At 62.3% G+C, this 14,894-nt stretch carries 14 protein-coding genes and 1 other RNA gene; 6 read left to right on the plus strand and 9 right to left on the minus strand.

Annotation, left to right across the window (positions count from 1 at the left end; translation table 11 throughout):
- Positions 1–50: 50 nt before the first annotated feature.
- On the plus strand, positions 51–599 hold the full coding sequence (locus C4Q27_RS02820; protein WP_009683910.1) for an adenine phosphoribosyltransferase: 549 nt from the start codon (positions 51–53) through the stop codon (positions 597–599).
- Positions 600–717: 118 nt separating this feature from the next.
- Here the strand turns inward: C4Q27_RS02820 and recR are convergent, their stop codons facing one another.
- The gene (gene recR / locus C4Q27_RS02825; RefSeq protein ID WP_003254304.1) at positions 718–1,320 is read right to left on the minus strand and encodes a recombination mediator RecR; all 603 of its coding nucleotides are present in this window, start codon (positions 1,318–1,320) and stop codon (positions 718–720) included.
- Between the two features lie 155 nt (positions 1,321–1,475).
- On the opposite strand from recR, the gene C4Q27_RS02830 reads away from it, so the two are divergent.
- On the plus strand, positions 1,476–1,682 hold the full coding sequence (locus C4Q27_RS02830; protein WP_177409981.1) for a hypothetical protein: 207 nt from the start codon (positions 1,476–1,478) through the stop codon (positions 1,680–1,682).
- Here C4Q27_RS02830 and C4Q27_RS02835 read toward each other — a convergent pair.
- Positions 1,679–2,014, minus strand: a complete 336-nt coding sequence (locus C4Q27_RS02835; protein WP_003254305.1) for a YbaB/EbfC family nucleoid-associated protein — start codon at positions 2,012–2,014, stop codon at positions 1,679–1,681. The genes C4Q27_RS02830 and C4Q27_RS02835 overlap by 4 nt on opposite strands.
- A 63-nt stretch (positions 2,015–2,077) precedes the next feature.
- Positions 2,078–4,153 carry a DNA polymerase III subunit gamma/tau gene (dnaX, locus tag C4Q27_RS02840; RefSeq protein ID WP_064493449.1) on the minus strand — a complete coding sequence of 692 codons (2,076 nt, stop codon included), beginning with the start codon at positions 4,151–4,153 and terminating at the stop codon, positions 2,078–2,080.
- Between the two features lie 121 nt (positions 4,154–4,274).
- Here dnaX and C4Q27_RS02845 point away from each other — a divergent pair, with 121 nt between their 5' ends.
- Entirely contained in the window at positions 4,275–5,081 is an 807-nt protein-coding gene (locus tag C4Q27_RS02845) for an ABC transporter substrate-binding protein (protein WP_104886425.1), read from the plus strand.
- A 163-nt stretch (positions 5,082–5,244) separates the two neighbouring features.
- Here C4Q27_RS02845 and C4Q27_RS02855 read toward each other — a convergent pair whose 3' ends face one another.
- A complete protein-coding gene (locus C4Q27_RS02855) occupies positions 5,245–5,520 on the minus strand; it encodes a hypothetical protein (protein WP_012051686.1) in 276 nt (91 codons plus the stop codon).
- Positions 5,521–5,976: 456 nt separating this feature from the next.
- On the opposite strand from C4Q27_RS02855, the gene C4Q27_RS02860 reads away from it, so the two are divergent.
- Positions 5,977–6,171: a hypothetical protein gene (locus C4Q27_RS02860; protein ID WP_020193510.1), complete on the plus strand. Its 195-nt coding sequence runs from the start codon at positions 5,977–5,979 to the stop codon at positions 6,169–6,171.
- 32 nt (positions 6,172–6,203) lie between these two features.
- Positions 6,204–6,383 (plus strand): hypothetical protein, encoded by a 180-nt coding sequence (locus C4Q27_RS02865; protein WP_010955016.1) that lies wholly within the window; start codon positions 6,204–6,206, stop codon positions 6,381–6,383.
- 15 nt (positions 6,384–6,398) lie between these two features.
- On the opposite strand, the gene C4Q27_RS02870 is transcribed toward C4Q27_RS02865, so the two are convergent.
- Positions 6,399–6,887 (minus strand): DUF2938 domain-containing protein, encoded by a 489-nt coding sequence (locus C4Q27_RS02870; protein ID WP_104887837.1) that lies wholly within the window; start codon positions 6,885–6,887, stop codon positions 6,399–6,401.
- A gap of 83 nt (positions 6,888–6,970) precedes the next feature.
- On the opposite strand from C4Q27_RS02870, the gene C4Q27_RS02875 reads away from it, so the two are divergent.
- Positions 6,971–7,390 carry a helix-turn-helix domain-containing protein gene (locus C4Q27_RS02875; RefSeq protein ID WP_064493452.1) on the plus strand — a complete coding sequence of 140 codons (420 nt, stop codon included), beginning with the start codon at positions 6,971–6,973 and terminating at the stop codon, positions 7,388–7,390.
- Between the two features lie 28 nt (positions 7,391–7,418).
- On the opposite strand, the gene ffs is transcribed toward C4Q27_RS02875, so the two are convergent.
- From ffs to smc, 4 genes are all read right to left on the minus strand, one after another.
- Positions 7,419–7,515: signal recognition particle sRNA small type (gene ffs, locus C4Q27_RS02880), an RNA gene on the minus strand.
- Positions 7,516–7,739: 224 nt separating this feature from the next.
- On the minus strand, positions 7,740–10,070 hold the full coding sequence (gene ligA / locus C4Q27_RS02885) for an NAD-dependent DNA ligase LigA (RefSeq protein ID WP_104886427.1): 2,331 nt from the start codon (positions 10,068–10,070) through the stop codon (positions 7,740–7,742).
- Positions 10,071–10,305: 235 nt separating this feature from the next.
- A complete protein-coding gene (gene zipA / locus C4Q27_RS02890; RefSeq protein ID WP_020193514.1) occupies positions 10,306–11,199 on the minus strand; it encodes a cell division protein ZipA in 894 nt (297 codons plus the stop codon).
- Between the two features lie 204 nt (positions 11,200–11,403).
- Positions 11,404–14,892, minus strand: a complete 3,489-nt coding sequence (gene smc, locus C4Q27_RS02895) for a chromosome segregation protein SMC (RefSeq protein ID WP_104886428.1) — start codon at positions 14,890–14,892, stop codon at positions 11,404–11,406.
- Positions 14,893–14,894 lie beyond the last annotated feature (2 nt).

Here is a 14,894-nt window from a genome sequence, read left to right on the forward strand (position 1 = left end):
ATCTTTAGCGGGTATACTTGGGCATTCGTTTTCCTAGGATACCCGCAACAATGCACAGCGACGCCTTCGACCTCAAAGCCCTGATCCGCCCGGTAGTGGACTTCCCCAAACCGGGTGTGATCTTCCGCGACATTACCCCGTTATTCCAGTCGCCACGCGGGCTGCGCTATGTGGCCGACCAGTTCATCGAGCGCTATGTCGAGGCGGAATTCAGCCACATCGGCGCCATGGACGCGCGGGGCTTCCTGATCGGCTCGATCATCGCCCACCAGCTGAACAAGCCGCTGATCCTGTTCCGCAAGCAGGGCAAGCTGCCAGCCGACGTGCTGAGCGAGGGTTACCAGACCGAGTACGGCGAAGCCTTCCTGGAAGTGCATGCCGACAGCCTGTGTGAAGGCGACTCGGTGCTGATCTTCGATGACCTGATTGCTACTGGCGGTACGCTGCTGGCGGCGGCCAACCTGGTGCGTCGTACCGGGGCGCAGGTGTTCGAGGCGGCGGCGATCATCGACCTGCCGGAACTGGACGGGTCGCGTCGGTTGCAAGCGGCCGGGGTGCCTACCTTCTGCCTGACCGAGTTTTCCCTCAGCGAGTACTGAGTGGGCTTTTGGGGCTGCTTTGCAGCCCATTCGCGGGTAAACCCGCTCCTACGAAGGCCGCGTATGTTTTGTAGGCGCGGGTTTACCCGCGAATGGGCCGCCAAGCGGCCCCAATGAATCAGAGCGAAATGGGCCGGCGCCCTGCAAAGGCATGGGCCAAGGTACCGCCGTCTACCATCTCCAGCTCGCCGCCCAGCGGCACACCATGGGCAATGCGAGACGCCACCAAGCCCTTCTCGCTCAGCAACTGGGCAATGTAATGCGCCGTCGCCTCCCCCTCCACTGTCGGGTTGGTCGCCAGGATCACCTCGGTAAAGGTGCCCTGCTCTTCGATCCGCGCCATCAGCTGCGGAATACCGATCGCCTCAGGCCCCAGGCCATCCAGCGGCGACAGGTGCCCCTTGAGCACGAAGTAACGGCCACGGTAGCCAGTCTGCTCCACCGCATACACATCGGTCGGCCCCTCGACCACGCACAGCTGTGTGTCGTCACGGCGCGGGTCGGCGCACTGCGGGCACAGTTCCTGCTCGGTGAGGGTGCGACACTGGCGGCAATGCCCTACCCCTTCCATGGCCTGGGTCAAGGCCTGAGCCAGGCGCAGCCCGCCACTGCGGTCGCGCTCGAGCAGTTGCAGGGCCATGCGCTGGGCGGTTTTCTGGCCAACGCCTGGCAAGATGCGCAGGCCATCGATCAGTTGGCGGATGAGAGGGCTGAAGCTCATGGGAAAGGCCTGACAATTCAATAAGAGGCGGTTTATACCCAGCGGGGGCGGTGGCGTCAAATCAGGTCACCCCAAGTCTACGCGGCCTGCAGTTTTATGAGAGCAACTGCCTTGCACAAAACTGGAAAGCCAGTGTGATCACTGTGGGAGCGGGCATGCCCGCGAAGCAGGCTGCACAGTGGATGGCACGGGCTTCGCCCGTGTTCGCGGGCATGCCCGCTCCCACAGTGATCGTGCAACATTTCAAAGTTCGAGCAAAACAGTTGTCCCGACATAAAAAAGCAGAACGCGTCTGGGTTGAAATCTACGCAAAAAAAAACGCCGCTGATATCAGCGGCGTTTTGAGTACCTCAATGCCTTAGAACGGCATCTTGAAGCCTGGCGGCAGCTGCATGCCGGCGGTCATGCCGCCCATCTTTTCCTGGCTGCTTTGCTCAACCTTGCGCACGGCGTCGTTCAGCGCTGCGGCAATGAGGTCTTCCAGTACTTCCTTGTCATCTTCATCAGTCGACATCAGGCTCTGGTCGATGCTGACGCGCTTGACGTCATGACGACCGGTCATCACCACACTCACCAGCCCGCCACCGGACTGACCGGTGACTTCGGCGTTGGCCAGTTCTTCCTGCATCTTCTGCATTTTTTCCTGCATCTGCTGGGCCTGCTTCATCAGGCCGGCCATGCCACCTTTCATCATGGGGTATACCTCGATTGGGTCATGTGATGCGGCCCGGCACCGGGCCGGCCGCATGGTTATCCATTACTGGCCCTGACTGACCAGGGCTTCTACAGGCTCAATAGTATCCTGCCGCACCTTGGCGCCGAACAACTTGATCATCTGCTGGATCAACGGATCCTGCTCGATCGACGCGACGGCGTCCTGCTGGCGCTCGGCTCGCTTGCGTGCCGCCGCCTGAGCCGGGGTTTCCTGCTCGGGCAGGATCAGCTCGATGCGCAGGTTCAGCGTGCGCCCCAAGTGCTGGTTGAGCGCTTCGTTCAGGCGCCGCTGCTGGGTGGCGTTGAACAGCGCCCCCTGGCCCGGGTCCAGGTGCAGCAACCAGTCGTCGCCATCGGCGGCAATCAGCGTACAGTTTGCCGCGATGTTGCCTGTCATCCCGGACACAGGCAACTGTGGGAATAATTCCAGCCATTGCAAGGCCAGGCCGGTGGCCGGTTTGGCTGCCGGCAACGGTTCGGCAGCCGGTTTGGACACGTCTTCCTGAACATGTTCGGCCAACTCGTCCAGGTAGCTGAAACCTGCCGGATCGCTTTCGCCGCCGTAATAGTCTTCGTCAAGCGGCGGCTCATCGTCGCGCTCCATCCCCACGGCAGCGTAGGCAGACGGGTCGAAAGGCGGCTCGTCGTGTGCCGGGGCGGCCTGTGTGGGCGCCACCGGGGCAACAGGCTCGGGCGCAGGTGCCGGTTCAGGCGCAGGTTCGGCCGCTAACGGCGCGGGTGCAACGGCAGGCTCTTCCCACGGCAGGTCGACCACTTCGGCAACAGGCTCAGGTACGGAGATGGCCTCGGCTTCGGCCTTCAGCTCAACATCTGCCTCGGCCTCCGGCTCATGATCAGCCGTCGCGGGTGCTGGCACCTCCAGCTGCGGGGCTTGCGCAACAGGCTCCGCCGGCACAGCCGCGACAGGCGGTGAAAGCGCGACCGGCGCCGCAGCTGCCACCTGCCCTGCAGGATCAGCTGTGGCCTGGCTGATCCCCGTTGGCTTTAGCACCGGCTTCGGTGCGTCGTCCGTGTCTGCCGGGCGGAACGCCAGCATACGCAGCAGCACCATCTCGAAGCCACCGCGCGGGTCCGGCGCAAGGGGCAGGTCACGGCGGCCAATCAGGCCCATCTGATAATAGAACTGCACATCCTCGGCCGGCAGCGCCGAAGCCAGCGCCAATACCCGCTCGCGATCACCCTGGCCGTTGTCTACCGCTTCGGGCAGCGCCTGGGCAATGGCTACACGGTGCAGCACATTGAGCATTTCAGCCAGAACGCCCGACCAGTCCGGCCCTTGCTCGGCCAAATTACGCACGGCCTCCAGCAAAGCCCTGGCATCGCCTTCGAGCAGTGCCTGCAAGACCCCATACACCTGGCCATGGTCGAGGCTACCCAACATGGCACGTACATCGGCGGCCAGTACCTTGCCTTCACCGAAGGCGATGGCCTGGTCGGTCAGGCTCATGGCATCGCGCATGGAACCATCGGCGGCACGGCCCAGCAGCCACAGGGCATCCTCCTCGAACGGCACGTTCTCGGCGGCCAGTACGTGGCTGAGGTGCTCCACCACCCGCTCCGGGCTCATGTTCTTCAACGAGAACTGCAGGCAGCGCGACAGGATGGTGGCCGGCAGCTTCTGCGGGTCGGTGGTGGCGAGGATGAACTTGACGTAGGGCGGCGGCTCTTCCAGCGTCTTGAGCAAGGCGTTGAACGAGTGGGTCGAGAGCATGTGCACTTCGTCGATCAGGTAGACCTTGAAGCGCCCACGGCTAGGGGCGTACTGCACGTTATCGAGCAGTTCGCGAGTGTCCTCGACCTTGGTACGGCTGGCGGCGTCGATCTCGATCAGGTCGACGAAACGGCCTTCGTCGATTTCCCGGCACACCGAACAGGTGCCACAGGGCGTGGAGGTGATGCCGGTTTCACAGTTCAGGCACTTGGCGATAATACGGGCGATGGTCGTCTTGCCCACGCCGCGGGTACCGGTGAACAGGTAGGCATGGTGCAGGCGCTGGTTGTCCAAGGCATTGATCAAGGCCTTGAGCACATGGGTCTGGCCGACCATTTCGCGGAACGAGCGCGGACGCCATTTTCGTGCAAGAACCTGATAACTCATCGAAAAACCATCGTAGCCTGATCGAGCGGAAGATCGCTAATGCTAGCGGAGCGGGGGCAAAATTGCACCCTGCGCAACTCGTCTAAGCTTGGAATGGCGCATTGTCCAGGGAGGATTGCCTTTGCGAAGACTGCTGGCCCTGTTACTGCTGTGGTCTACAAACAGCCTGGCTGACCAGCCGGTGCTGCGCTTCTCCGTAGCCGAGAGCTGGAGCATGCCCCTGGTACGCATCGAAGGTGATCAGCCAGTGGAGGGATTGCTTTACGACCTGATGCAAGCCGTTGCCAGGCAAGTGGGCGCTCGCCCCGAGTTCCACGTCATGGCCCGCCTGCGCCTGGAGGAAGCCATGAGCAGCGGCGATATTGATGTGCGTTGCTACGTCAGCACCCAGTGGCTCAACGACCGTCCAAGGGATTTTGTGTGGAGTATCCCGCTGATTCATCAGCGCGACGTACTGGTGGGCCGCGCCGGCGACAGCACCCCGATGCCCCCGGAGCAACTGCCACCCCAGGCGATCGGCACGGTGCTGGGCTACACCTATTCAACCCTGCAACCACTGCTGGACCACGGCCAGTTGCACCGTGAGGACAGCCGCAACCAGTTGCTGGTACTGCAAAAGCTGCAGGCCGGCCGGTATCGCCATGCGGTGAGCAACCAGTTGTCGTTGCAGTGGTTCAACCAAGGGTTGCCAGCGGAGCAGCAATTGCAAGCGCTGGCGGTGCTGGACGAACAGGATTTGGGGTGCATGGTGCGCAACGATCCGGCGATACCGACACAAGGGCTGTTGCGGGCGTTGGTAAGGATGAAGCAGTCGGGGGAGATAGAGCGGATTTTGCAACGGTATGAAGCGACGGGCGACCCGTACAGTATGTCTGTGGCCCGCCCCGAAATACCCAGCAAAATGCCGGCACACAGCCAGCGCAACTAACGGCCCTGCTCATTTCGCGACCGCTTGCGCAATCCCTGTGGGAGCGGGCTTGCCCGCGAACACGGGCGAAGCCCGTGCCATCCACCGCGCTATATTCTTCGCGGGCACGCCCGCTCCCACAGCGTTGTGCGGCACACTCACAATCTCTATCACAAACTCAATGTCACCGGCCTTTACGTTCAAACGCCAAGCTGACAGCATCCGCCTGCCCCCAGGCAATCTGCATGGCCCGCAACCCATGCTCCAACAACTGCCTGGTTTCTTCGTCCTGAATACGCTCAAGCGCCCGCCGGCTATCGCTGTAGGCGAACATCAGGTAGTGGGAAACATTCATCAACGCGAACTCCATCGGGACGATGCCTTCGCTGATCGCGCGGGAAAGGGACTTGCCTTGGGGAAGATCGAAGACGTGGGGTGGATCGGGGACCAGTTTTTTCATGAGTTCACCATACCGGGCTGAGAGCACCCTTTCGCTTCCACACTTAGGGTGACAGTTGTACGCGGGGTGGAAGACCAGGGGTATGGCAAACCCGGCAGGCCCGAAGGCCTCCCACGCACAACCGTCATATCGACAGCCGCCAAACCACCCAGGCTTCCACACCCGATCGCTGAACTGACAGCGACCGAAAAAGCCTAGTGGGCGAGGTTGACCGGGACAATCAGACGGGAGACGACGGAGATCGTAGGATAATTCGCTATACCTACCTGACATGTAGGAGCTTTCTTCGATTGATATCAGATCCGTCTAAAATTACTCCGACGTGACATACATGACGATCTTGATCGCAATTGGACTACAACACTCACTGGAAGACGGCGGTTTCGCGGCCGAACCAAACCGCACACAATCAAGCCCGCCCCCCGGCACCTTCGCCGCAACAGAATAGACAGCCCGATGCATCAGGATGATCGTGAACATCTCGAACTTGAGAAGTTACAAAATGAAGGCCGCAAGTTAAGGGCCGAGGCACAGAAATTTGTAGCGGAAGCGCGTAAGCTCCGGCAGGAGGCGTTCTGGTACCCAATCGCAACGGGTTCAGCAGTTGTCACGACCATAGTTGGCGTAATGGCACTGGCCAGCAAGCTCTGAGCTTCGATTAATCCAGCCACAAGGAGTAACAAATGCACCGCGCCGCCCAGGATCACACCAGAACAGCACTGAATGAAGCAGAAGCGTTCGCCGAAGAAATGCGCAACCTTCGAGCGTCTTCGCCATGGACGGGTGTGCTCCTTTTTTACATCGGCGCAATCTCTACAGGGGTACTGCTGTTAGCAGGCATGCTGATTTTGCGCTCGCTCTGACCCAACTCCCTGCCGTCACACCAAAGCAAGTAAACCCGCACTCAAGAACAACCCCACACCAAACACAAAATGCGTGGCCAGGCTCTTCAGGCAGTTACGCGCAGGCGTCGGCGTCCTGGACGAAAAGAACCCTGCCCCCATCGCTGGCTGCATGAAGCACAGCGGCGCCACGGCTGTACCCACACCCACAACTACTGCAGGTAAAAGAGTAGGCGACCGCAACCAGCCCTCCCCTACGATCACAACCAGCAGCATCGCGAAAAGCACGCCGGTGGCGTAGTGAATCACCCATCCCCACGCCAACTCATCTCGCACCGGTTCCGCTTTGGCAATCGCCTGATGAGAAACACGCCCGCCTAGCAGGTGCCCCGCCCAACGTCCGACCATGGCAAAGTTCAGCGTTGCCACACCCAACCGCCTCAGCAGCAGCCCCCACAGGTCCATCACTACAGTGGCGCCGATGCCAATCGGCAACGCAGCTAGAAACATCGCAGTAAACGTCATTTGAACAAGCCCTCGAAGGTTGACGGTCATTACCATGCCGCGCAGCATAGAAGTTGAAGTCAACTTCAAGTCAAGGGCCCGAAATGGATATTGCCGACGTCGCCAAACGCACAGGCGTACCCGCATCGACACTGCGTTACTACGAGAAGAAAGGCTTGCTCAAGTCCTTGGCCGGGCGCGGCCAGCGACGACAGTTTGCAGCCGACGTGGCGGACAGGCTGGCGCTGATCGCCCTGGGGCAGGCTGCGGGGTTTTCGCTGGATGAAGTGGGGGCGATGCTGGTGGACCTGCAGGTCGACCGGCAGATGCTGATGGCCAAGGCGGACGAGCTGGATGCGCGGATCAAGCGGTTGCAGGCGATGAGCAAGGGGTTGCGGCATGCCGCGCAATGCCCTGAGAAAGATCATCTGGCATGCCCCAAATTCCAGCGGCTGATGAAGCTGTCGGCGGCGGGAGCATTGGGCGAAAAGCAGGAAAGAACGAGGGCGTTCGTTACAGATTGAGGTTTTGCGGCCCCAGAAATGGAGGCGGCCCCACCAGCCACACCCCGGCACTCGATGTTCCCGCTATGGCTGCTCCCTTCCGGGCCTGACCAGGTTAACGGGTAATCAATGCGGGGGGACCGATGGGGCCACCACAACATGCCTCGCTGAGCAGCGAGTGGCGCCATTGTACCGGTCTTTGGAGCAGATACAACCACTGAGGCAGAAAAAGTCATCATTTCTCAATGACTTGTCAGGGTCGAGATGGCCTGGACGGGCCTCTTCGCGGGTAAACCCGCTCCTACGGGCGACCGCGCTGGCTTTTCAAGTTTTGAGCAAGACAGTTGCCCCCCACAGGGGGCACGGATGCCTAGACCGCTATGCCCTGTTCGGCCAGGAATGTGACGAAGGCATCTTCGTCCAGTACCTTCACACCCAGCTCAGCAGCCTTGGCCAGCTTGGAACCTGCCCCCGGACCTGCCACCACGCAGTGGGTCTTGCCGGAAACGGAACCGGCAACCTTGGCCCCCAGGCTTTCCAACTTGTCCTTGGCAATGTCGCGGCTCATGCGCTCCAGCGTACCGGTCAGCACCCAGGTCTGGCCGGCCAGCGGCAAGCCTTCGGCCACCTTCTTCTCGCTGCTCCAGTGCATGCCGAACGCCAGCAGCTGCGCTTCGATGTCCCGGGCCAGTTTCTGGTTTGCTTCATCCTTGAAGAACTCACGCACTGCGTCGGCCTGCTTGGCCGCCAGGGCCTGGCGCAGGTCAATGCCGTCGGCGGCGATGATCTTGTCCAGGCTGTCGAGCCTGGCCACCAACTTCTCGGCACCGGTCGGGCCGACGGAGGCAATGTCGAGCTTGGCGATCATCCCGGCCAAGGTGGTGCTGGCGGCAAATTCGGCAGCCAGTTCGCCTTCGTCCTGCAACTGCATACCGCTGTCGAGCAGTTGCTGGATAACCTTCTGGTTGTGCTCGTCTTCAAAGAAGTTGTGGATCTCGTAGGCCACTTCGAGACCGATGTCCGGCAAATAGGTCAGCACCTGCGGCAATGCCTGCTGCACGCGCGCCAGGCTGCCCAGCGAGCGGGCCAGCACCTTGGCGGTCTCCTCGCCGACATCCGGGATGCCCAGCGCGTAGATGAAGCGCGCCAGGCTCGGGCGCTTGCTGGCTTCAATGGCATCCAGCAGCTTCTGGGTAGACACCTCGGCGAAGCCTTCCAGGCCGACGATCTGCTCGAACTGCAGCTTGTACAGGTCAGCCGGCGAGCCGATCAGGCCTTCATCCACCAACTGCTCGACGCTCTTCTCACCCAGACCGTCGATGTCCATGGCACGGCGCGACACATAATGAATGATCGCCTGCTTGAGCTGGGCGCCACAGGCCAGGCGGCCGACACAGCGGTACACCGCACCTTCGCTGGTGGTTTCCTTGCCCTTGCTGCGCTTTACCAGCCGGGTACGCTCGACCTGCGAACCACACACCGGGCACTCGCTTGGCACTTCTACCGGGCGGGCGTCTTGCGGACGGCGCTCCAGCACCACCTGCATCACCTGCGGGATCACGTCGCCGGCCCTGCGAATGATCACCGTGTCGCCGATGCGCAGGCCCAGGCGGGCGATTTCGTCCATGTTGTGCAAGGTGGCGTTGGACACGGTCACACCGGCCACCTTGACCGGCTTCAGGCGCGCCACAGGCGTGACTGCACCCGTACGGCCAACCTGGAACTCAACGTCCAGCACCTCGGTCAGCTCTTCCATGGCCGGGAACTTGTGGGCAATCGCCCAGCGCGGCTCACGGGCGCGGAAGCCCAGCTCGCGCTGGGCGGCCAGGCTGTTGACCTTGAACACTACCCCGTCGATCTCATACGGCAGGCTGTTACGCCGCTCGCCAATGTCGCGGTAGTAGGCCAGGCATTCTTCGATGCCCGCCGCATGCTTGAGCTCGCGGCTGATCGGCAGGCCCCAGGCCTTGAGTTGCTCGAGGATGCCGATGTGGCTGTCGCCGATACTCTCGGACACCTGGCCAACGCCATAGCAGCAGAACTCCAGCGGGCGGCTGGCGGTAATTTTCGAGTCCAGCTGGCGCAAGCTGCCAGCGGCGGCATTGCGCGGGTTGGCGAAGGTCTTGCCACCGGCCTCGGCTTGGGCGGCATTGAGCCGGTCGAAGCCGGCCTTACTCATGTACACCTCGCCGCGCACCTCCAGCACTGCCGGCCAGCCCTTATCCTGCAACTTGAGCGGGATGTTGCGCACGGTGCGTACGTTGGCGCTGATGTCTTCGCCAGTGGTGCCGTCGCCACGGGTGGCGCCCTGCACCAGCTGGCCGTCGCGGTACAGCAGGCTCACGGCCAGGCCATCGAGCTTGGGTTCGCAGCTGTAGTCGACCGCGCCAGGCTGATCGAGGCCTTCTACCACGCGACGGCCGAACTCACGCAGGTCGGCTTCTTCGAAGGCGTTGCCCAGGCTGAGCATCGGCACTTCGTGGCGCACCTGGCTGAACGCAGCCAAGGCAGCTCCACCCACACGCTGGGTGGGCGAGTCGGGGGTTACCAGGTGCGGGTGTTCGGCTTCCAGCGCCTTGAGCTCGTTGAACAGGCGGTCGTATTCGGCATCAGGCACGCTGGGCTCGTCGAGCACGTAGTAGCGATAGTTATGCTGATCGAGCTCGGCACGCAGTTCGAGGATACGGGTTTCGGCGGTCATGGGATTGTCTTCTCTTGCAAAGCAAAAGAGCAGCTTGGGGTGGTGCGTGGGGTTCCAGGTGTCTATTGACTGTGTCGGCCTCTTCGCGGGTAAACCCGCTCCTACAAGGGCGTCACATGCCCTAGGGCGGTGATGTACCTGTAGGAGCGGGTTTACCCGGGAAGAGGCCGGCACAGGCAACGACGATACCCGAACCGGCCAGCACGCCCTCAGGCTGCTCTTTCGTCTGGATCTGTCAGCGTTTCTGGGTCAGCGCACGGCGCTCGAACTCGACGATACGCTGGCGGTAGTGCTCGATGGTCTGGGCAGTCAGCACGCTGCGCTGGTCATCCTTGAGCTCACCGTTCAGTTCGTGGGCCAGCTTGCGTGCCGCAGCAACCATCACGTCGAAAGCCTGCTTCGGATGACGTGGGCCCGGCAAGCCGAGGAAGAAGCTCACCGCGCGGGTGCTGAAGTGATCGATGTCGTCCAGGTCGAACACGCCAGGCTTGACTGCGTTGGCCATCGAGAACAGCACCTCGCCGTGACCAGCCATGCTCTCGTGGCGGTGGAAGATGTCCATTTCGCCGAAGCGCAAGCCGCTTTCCAGGATGTTCTGCAACAACGCCGGGCCCTTGAAGCCACCCTCGTCGCGCGAGATCACGCTGATGACCAGCACCTCTTCGGCAGGTGGCAACTCCTTGACGCTGTTGCTGGCAGGCGCTGCGCCGCTGCTACGGTTGTTGTCGGCGGCAAAGTCGTCATCGCTGTCGGCAAACAGGTCGGGCTCGCGCGGCTCGGCACTCAGGTTCAGGTCACCCTGCTGCACATCGGCAGCCGCACTGGCACGCTTGCCGCGCTTGCTGGCCTTGACCGGCTTGGGCTCACGCTCGCGATCACGCGCAGACGCGCTGAGCGACGGCAGGTCGCTTTCGTCCAGCTCAGGCTCCTTGTGGGTATCGAGCACTCGCGACGGGCCGAGCACTTCGGCACTGCCACCCTCTTCGTCCGGCAGGTTGGAATAACTGCGATCCAGACGGAATTTCAACTTGCCTTTCCCGCCGCGCATGCGGCGCCAGCCGTCGAAAAGAATCCCGGCGATAACAATGATGCCGATGAGGATCAGCCACTCGCGCAGACCGATTTCCATGTAATCCCGTGCCTCTATAAAAATATGCTTGAAAACAAAGGGTTCAAAGCCCTTTAACACGTGGCGCCAACTCTATGTTCTGACAGGCGTTTTACCCACGCAAAAAACGAGTGACATTAAGCTAGCACGACCAAAGACAACTTTACACCGTCTGTCGCACACGGCGGGGCATTTCGCTGCAGAATGTGCCCCTATCGTCGTGCATCAAGCGTCGACCATGGCCATGGCCGCCTCCACATCAACCGCAACAAGGCGTGAACAACCTGGTTCATGCATGGTCACCCCCATCAATTGGTCCGCCATCTCCATGGCAATCTTGTTATGGGTGATGTAGATGAACTGCACGCTTTCACTCATTTCCTTGACCAGACGCGCGTAGCGCCCGACGTTGGCATCGTCCAGCGGTGCATCGACCTCGTCGAGCATGCAGAACGGTGCGGGGTTCAACTTGAAGATGGCAAACACCAGCGCCAAAGCGGTCAGTGCCTTCTCGCCGCCGGACAGCAGATGGATGGTGCTGTTCTTCTTGCCCGGCGGTCGCGCCATGATCGTTACCCCTGTATCGAGTAGATCTTCGCCCGTCAGTTCCAGATAAGCGCTGCCACCACCGAAAACTTTTGGGAAAAGTGCCTGTAATCCGGCATTTATCTGATCAAAGGTATCCTTGAAGCGGTTGCGGGTTTCCTTGTCGATCTTGCGGATGACGTTTTCGAGGGTCTCCAGCGCTTCGACCAGGTCGGCGTCCTGGGCGTCCAGGTAACGTTTGCGCTCGGACTGCTGCTCGTATTCTTCGATGGCCGCCAGGTTGATCGCCCCCAGGCGCTGGATGCGCGCTTCAAGCTGTTCCAGCTCCTGCTCGGTGCCCTGCTCGCTGGCCTCGGCTTCCAGGGTGGCGAGCACGCCTTGCAGGTCATAGCCGTCGGCCAGCAACTGTTCCTGCAAGGTCTTGCGCCGCACATCCAGGCCCTGGCACTCCAGGCGCAGCTGCTCCAGTTGACCACGCAGCAGCTGGGCCTGCTGCTCGGCCTGGGTGCGGCGTTTTTCGGCATCGCGCAGTTCGCGGTCAGCTTCGTCCATGTGCAGGCGAGCCAGGCGCATTTCCTCGTCGACGCTCATGCGCCGCTCCAGCAGCTCCTCCAGCTTCAGACGCAGTTCTTCCTGCGGGGCTTCACCCTCCTCCAGGTTCAGGCTCAGTTGTTCCTGGCGTTCGGTCAGGCGCGCAGCTTGCTGCTCCAGACGCTCCAGCGCCTGGCGGGTAGAGTCGTGCTGGGCACGCAGCGACCCCAGACGCACCGCCAGCTGGTGAGCGTGGTCCTTGTGCTGGCGGGCCTCCTGACGCACCCGGTCAAGGCTTTCGCGCAGAGTATCGCGGCGGGCCATCAACTGTTCGCGCTGCTCGGTGTCCTGGGCCATGAGCTCCAAAGCCTCTTGCAGCAGCAGGCGTGCTTCGCCCAGTTGCTCGTGTTCCAGGGCGCGCTGTTCTTCCAGCTCGCTCAGCTCTTCGTGCAAGCGGCGGCGTCGCAGCTCGACCTGCTCGGCGCGCGCGCGGCTGGCCGAAAGACTGGCCTTCAGCTCGCCGTGCAGGCGGTTTTCATCCTGGGTGCGGCGGCGCAACTGTTCGCGCTGCTCCTCCAGGTCCAGTTGCTGCTCGCGCAGGGCCTGCAACTGTTGATCGAGTTGCTCCAGCGCCGCTTCCTGTTCCAGTTGTTCCTGGCCCAGGCGTTCGATTTCCTGGCCGCGCGCCAGCACGCCGCCTTCGGCCTCGCCACCCCGGCGTACCCGCAGGAAGTGCCGGCCGACCCAGTAGCCATCGCGACTGACCAGGCTCTGCCCTTCGCCGAGCGCCCCGCGCTGCTCCAGTGCCTGAGCCAGGTCTTCCACAGGCCTGACCTGGCCCAGCCAGGGCGTCAGGTCGATACGGCCCTCGACCTTCTCCAGCAAGCTGCCGGGCAAGGTCGCCCCCGCGCCGAGGGCCAGCAGCAAGCGCAGCTCACCCTGTTCCAGGCCGGCAAAATCGAGGTCGTTGAAATCGTCCACCAGCACAGCCTGCAGATCGGCGCCAAGCACCGTCTCTACCGCCAGCTCCCAACCCGGCTCCACCCGCAAGCCTTCGGCCAGCCGCGGCTGTTGCTCCAGCCCTTGGCCGTGCAGCCATTGCGCAGCACCTGCGCCCGGCTCCAGGGCGGCCTGCTGCAAGGCTTCAAGCGAGGCCAGGCGCCCACCCAGGCGCTGCAGGTCGCCCTGTGCCTGCTGTTGCGCCTGGGTGGCCTGCTGCAGTTGCTCGCGCGCGCTTTCCAGGCGCTCGATCACCTGCTCTTCGGAGAGCTGCAGTTCTTCCAGCAGCATTTCGCTGCTGGCCAGTTGCTCGGCCAGTTCGAGCATGGCGGCATCCTGCGGGTCGCTGCCCAGTTGCTCGCGCTCCTCGACCAACTTACGCTGGCGCTCGGCCTGGCGCTCAAGGCTGGTTTCCAGCTGCTGCAGGCGCGCCTGCTGCACTTCGGCCTGGCGGCGCGGTTCGGCGGAGCGGCTGTTGAAGCTGTCCCACTGTTCCTGCCAGCCGTGCATGCCCAGCTCGGCCTCTTCAAGCGCGGCAGCGGCTTCCTCGGCAGCAGCCAGGGTCATTTCCTGCTCGGGTTCGAGCATGGCCAGCTCTTCGCCCAAAGTCGCCAGCAGGGTACGGTCGTGCCCCAGGTGCGATTCGGTTTCCAGGCGTGTGCGCTCGGCTTCCTTGAAGTCGTCCTGCAACTGCCGCAGGCGCTGCTGGCCGTGCTGAATGCTCTGCTCGACCCGGGCGATGTCACCGGCAACCGAGTAGAAACGACCCTGCACCTGGTTGAAGCGTTCGGACAGTTCGTGATGACCGTCGCGCAGGCGTTCGATACTGGCATCGGCATTGCGCTGCTCGGCCACCAGTGCCTCGTGAGAAACGCCCTGATCGCCGATCACCGATTCGCGCTGGCGTACTTGTTCGTCCAGGTCTCGCCAGCGCAAGGCAGACAGGCGCGCTTTCATCTGCCGCTCCTGAGCCTTGTACTCACGGTACTTCTCGGCTGCCTGGGCCTGGCGATGCAGACGCTCCAGCTGGCGCTCGAGCTCTTCGCGCAGGTCGGTCAGGCGCGCCAGGTTTTCCTGGGTGCGGCGGATGCGGTTCTCGGTTTCGCGGCGGCGCTCCTTGTATTTGGAAATGCCAGCCGCTTCCTCGATGAAATTGCGCAGCTCCTCGGGCTTGGCCTCGATCAGCTTGGAGATCATGCCCTGCTCGATGATCGAGTAGCTGCGCGGCCCCAGACCCGTCCCAAGGAAAATATCCGTGATGTCACGCCGGCGGCACTTGGTGCCGTTGAGGTAATAGCTGTTCTGCCCGTCGCGGGTAACCTTGCGGCGGATCGAAATCTCGGCGTAGGCGGCATACTCGCCGACCAGGGTGGTTTCGCTGTTGTCGAACACCAGCTCGATACTGGCCTGGCTGACCGGCTTGCGGCCACTGGAGCCGTTGAAGATGACGTCGGTCATCGACTCGCCGCGCAGGTTTTTCGCCGAACTTTCGCCCATCACCCAACGCACCGCGTCGATGATATTGGACTTGCCGCAGCCGTTTGGCCCGACCACCGCCGCCATGTTGCTGGGGAAGTTGACCGTGGTCGGGTCGACGAACGACTTGAACCCGGCCAGGCGAATGCACTTCAGGCGCATCG

Source organism: Pseudomonas sp. SWI36, from assembly GCF_002948105.1.
Classification (GTDB): domain Bacteria; phylum Pseudomonadota; class Gammaproteobacteria; order Pseudomonadales; family Pseudomonadaceae; genus Aquipseudomonas; species Aquipseudomonas alloputida.

Excerpts from the sequence above, each read along its gene's own strand:
- C4Q27_RS02820 (WP_009683910.1), top strand. The coding sequence starts at position 51 with ATGCACAGCGACGCCTTCGACCTCAAAGCCCTGATCCGCCCGGTAGTG.
- recR (WP_003254304.1), bottom strand. The coding sequence starts at position 1,320 with ATGAGCTTCAGCCCTCTCATCCGCCAACTGATCGATGGCCTGCGCATC.
- C4Q27_RS02830 (WP_177409981.1), top strand. The coding sequence starts at position 1,476 with ATGCCCGCGAAGCAGGCTGCACAGTGGATGGCACGGGCTTCGCCCGTG.
- C4Q27_RS02835 (WP_003254305.1), bottom strand. The coding sequence starts at position 2,014 with ATGATGAAAGGTGGCATGGCCGGCCTGATGAAGCAGGCCCAGCAGATG.
- dnaX (WP_064493449.1), bottom strand. The coding sequence starts at position 4,153 with ATGAGTTATCAGGTTCTTGCACGAAAATGGCGTCCGCGCTCGTTCCGC.
- C4Q27_RS02855 (WP_012051686.1), bottom strand. The coding sequence starts at position 5,520 with ATGAAAAAACTGGTCCCCGATCCACCCCACGTCTTCGATCTTCCCCAA.
- C4Q27_RS02860 (WP_020193510.1), top strand. The coding sequence starts at position 5,977 with ATGCATCAGGATGATCGTGAACATCTCGAACTTGAGAAGTTACAAAAT.
- C4Q27_RS02865 (WP_010955016.1), top strand. The coding sequence starts at position 6,204 with ATGCACCGCGCCGCCCAGGATCACACCAGAACAGCACTGAATGAAGCA.
- C4Q27_RS02870 (WP_104887837.1), bottom strand. The coding sequence starts at position 6,887 with ATGACGTTTACTGCGATGTTTCTAGCTGCGTTGCCGATTGGCATCGGC.
- C4Q27_RS02875 (WP_064493452.1), top strand. The coding sequence starts at position 6,971 with ATGGATATTGCCGACGTCGCCAAACGCACAGGCGTACCCGCATCGACA.
- ligA (WP_104886427.1), bottom strand. The coding sequence starts at position 10,070 with ATGACCGCCGAAACCCGTATCCTCGAACTGCGTGCCGAGCTCGATCAG.
- zipA (WP_020193514.1), bottom strand. The coding sequence starts at position 11,199 with ATGGAAATCGGTCTGCGCGAGTGGCTGATCCTCATCGGCATCATTGTT.
- smc (WP_104886428.1), bottom strand. The coding sequence starts at position 14,892 with ATGCGCCTGAAGTGCATTCGCCTGGCCGGGTTCAAGTCGTTCGTCGAC.